The sequence below is a fragment of the Methylomagnum sp. genome, assembly GCF_054333355.1.
On record NZ_JBTEKS010000493.1, the window covers coordinates 1 to 2,782 of the forward strand.

1 protein-coding gene is annotated in these 2,782 nt (G+C 59.4%); it reads left to right on the forward strand.

Translation table 11 applies throughout. The features are described from left to right. Window positions 1-203: 203 nt before the first annotated feature. The coding region (locus tag ACXWUF_RS21565) for a DEAD/DEAH box helicase (protein WP_458503402.1) at window positions 204-2,782 on the forward strand (2,579 nt) is incomplete at its 3' end.

Below are 2,782 nucleotides of genomic sequence, written 5' to 3' on the forward strand. Positions count from 1 at the left end.
TCCCATGTCTCGACGGATCAATTGCTTAGGTCACTTTGAAAGGGCTGGTGCTTGGACTCATAGCAAACGACCTAGACAACAGAGTCCCACACCAGCAAAAACTCACAGGCAACCAAGAACTGGGTTTGGCACCCGCCTCTCCGAAGGCCGATTTCAAGCCGAGTAGAGTCAGCCCATGATCGTTTCAAAGTAACCCCGAAACCATGCTCAAGCTGGAAAACATCAAAAAGGATGCGGCCATCGCTGGATTGGAACCCAACGATGTCGTGCGCGTGGTGACAACCGAGCCGGTGGGCGACAACGCGCTGACCATCTACTACAAAACTTCGGACGGTCGCCTTCTGGAACGGATGCTGTTCCGCACCGACGAAGCCAACCTTTCCCTGGCCGAAGCAGGCCGTCCTTGGGCTTTCGATGCGCCCGGTGACGCCCTCAAGCTCGCCGCCGAGGCATACCGGATCCACCTCGCCCACCTGTTCGACCCGATGATGGCGGTTCACACCTCCAACGTGGTGCCGCTACCCCATCAAATCACAGCGGTCTACGAATCCATGCTGCCGCGCCAGCCGTTGCGGTATGTGCTGGCCGACGATCCCGGCGCTGGCAAGACCATCATGGCGGGACTGTTGATCCGTGAATTGCTGATCCGTGCCGACGCCCGGCGGGTTTTGATCGTGGCACCCGGCAGTTTGGTCGAGCAGTGGTGGGAGGAAATGCTTGAGAAGTTCGGGTTGGCGTTCACCGTGTTCTCCCGCGAGCAAGCCGAACTATCCCGAAGCGGAAGCCCGTTCGATGACTTCGATCTTCTGGTGGCCCGCGTCGATCAACTTTCCCGCAACGAGAGCCTTTTGGAAAAGCTCAAGCTATCCCGCTGGGATTTGGTTGTCGTTGACGAAGCCCACAAGCTGTCGGCCAGTTACTTCGGCAACAAGGTCAACAAGACCAAGCGTTTTCTACTCGGCGAATTACTCGGCTCCATCGCCCGGCATTTTCTGCTGATGACGGCCACGCCCCACAACGGCAAGGAAGAGGATTTCCAACTCTTCATGTCCTTGCTGGACGCCGACCGCTTTTACGGCAAGTTCCGGGATGGTGCCCACAAGGTCGATGTTTCCGACCTCATGCGGCGGATGGTGAAGGAAGAGCTGCTCAAGTTCGATAGCACGCCCCTGTTTCCCGAGCGGAAAGCCTACACCGTCAATTACAAGCTCTCCGACTTGGAAGCGGCCCTTTACGAGGCGGTCACCAGCTATGTGAAGGAAGAAATGAACAAGGCCGACCGGCTGGAGGATGGCAGCCGCCGGGGCACGGTCGGGTTCGCGCTGACCGCCCTGCAAAGGCGGCTGGCTTCCAGCCCGGAAGCGATTTTCCAATCCCTTAAGCGGCGGCACCACAAACTCAAGCGCCGGGTGGAGGAAGAAAAGCTCCGCCAGCGCGGACAGTCCATTGCCGAAACCCTCAATCTCAGCGGCTTGCCCGATGACATTTGGGAGTCTGCGGAAGCCCTATCGTCGGACCAATACGAAACCTTCGAAGAAGCCGTCGTCGATCAGGCGACCGCCGCGCAAACCATTCAAGAACTGGAATCCGAAATCGTCCTACTGGAAGGGCTTGAAGAGCAGGCCCGTCAGCTTGTGCATTCCGGTCTGGACCGGAAGTGGGACGAGCTTTCGAAACTCTTGCAAAACACCCCGGAATTCCGCGACGTCGAGAACCGGCCCCGCAAGCTCATCATCTTCACCGAACACCGCGACACCCTGAACTATCTGGCGGTCAAGATTCGTGGCTTGATGGGTAGCGAGGAGGCCGTGGTCATCATCCATGGCGGGGTGAAGCGGGAAGAGCGGCGCAAGGTTCAGGAGTTGTTCCGCAGCGATCCGGCGGCGCGGGTACTGTTGGCGACCGACGCGGCGGGCGAGGGCGTCAACCTGCAAAACGCCAATCTCATGGTCAATTACGACCTCCCTTGGAATCCCAACCGGATCGAGCAGCGCTTTGGCCGCATCCACCGCATCGGGCAAACCGAGGTCTGCCATCTGTGGAACATGGTGGCGAGCGGAACCCGCGAAGGGGATGTGTTTGCGCGGCTGTTCGAGAAGATGGAAGCCGCCCGCGAAACCTTGAGGGGCAAGGTTTTCGATGTGTTGGGCGAGGTGTTCGAGGAAACCAGTCTGAAAGATTTGCTGATCGAAGCGATCCGCATGGGCGAAGACCCGGAAGTTCGCGCCAAGCTATACCGCAAGATCGAAGGCGCGTTGGATACCGATCACTTGGAATCCATCATCCGACGCAATGCCCTGTGCGAAGAAGTGATGGACGAACAGCGGCTGTTCGCCGTCAAGGAGGAAATGGAAAAGGCCGAGGCCCGCAAGCTCCAGCCCTATTTCATCCGGGCGTTCTTCACCCAGGCTTTCCAGCAGCTAGGCGGCGAGCTACGGCCACGGGAATCCGGGCGCTATGAAATCACCCACGTCCCGGCCATCATCCGGGAGCGGGACCGCCAGATCACGGGCCGCGACCGACGCCACATCGACCCGGTGGTGCGGCGCTATGAGCGGGTATGCTTCGATAAGGATCAAGTCCGCCTAGTGGACCGGGTGGGCGCTCCCATGGCAAACCTCATCCATCCGGGGCACCCGCTCATGCAGTCGGTCACGGATATGGTGTTGGAGCAGCACCGCAACAAGCTCAAACAGGGCGCGGTGCTGGTCGATCCCGACGACACCGGCCTAATCCCCCAGGTCTGCTTCATCATCGACCATTCCGGGAAGGAAGGCGGCAC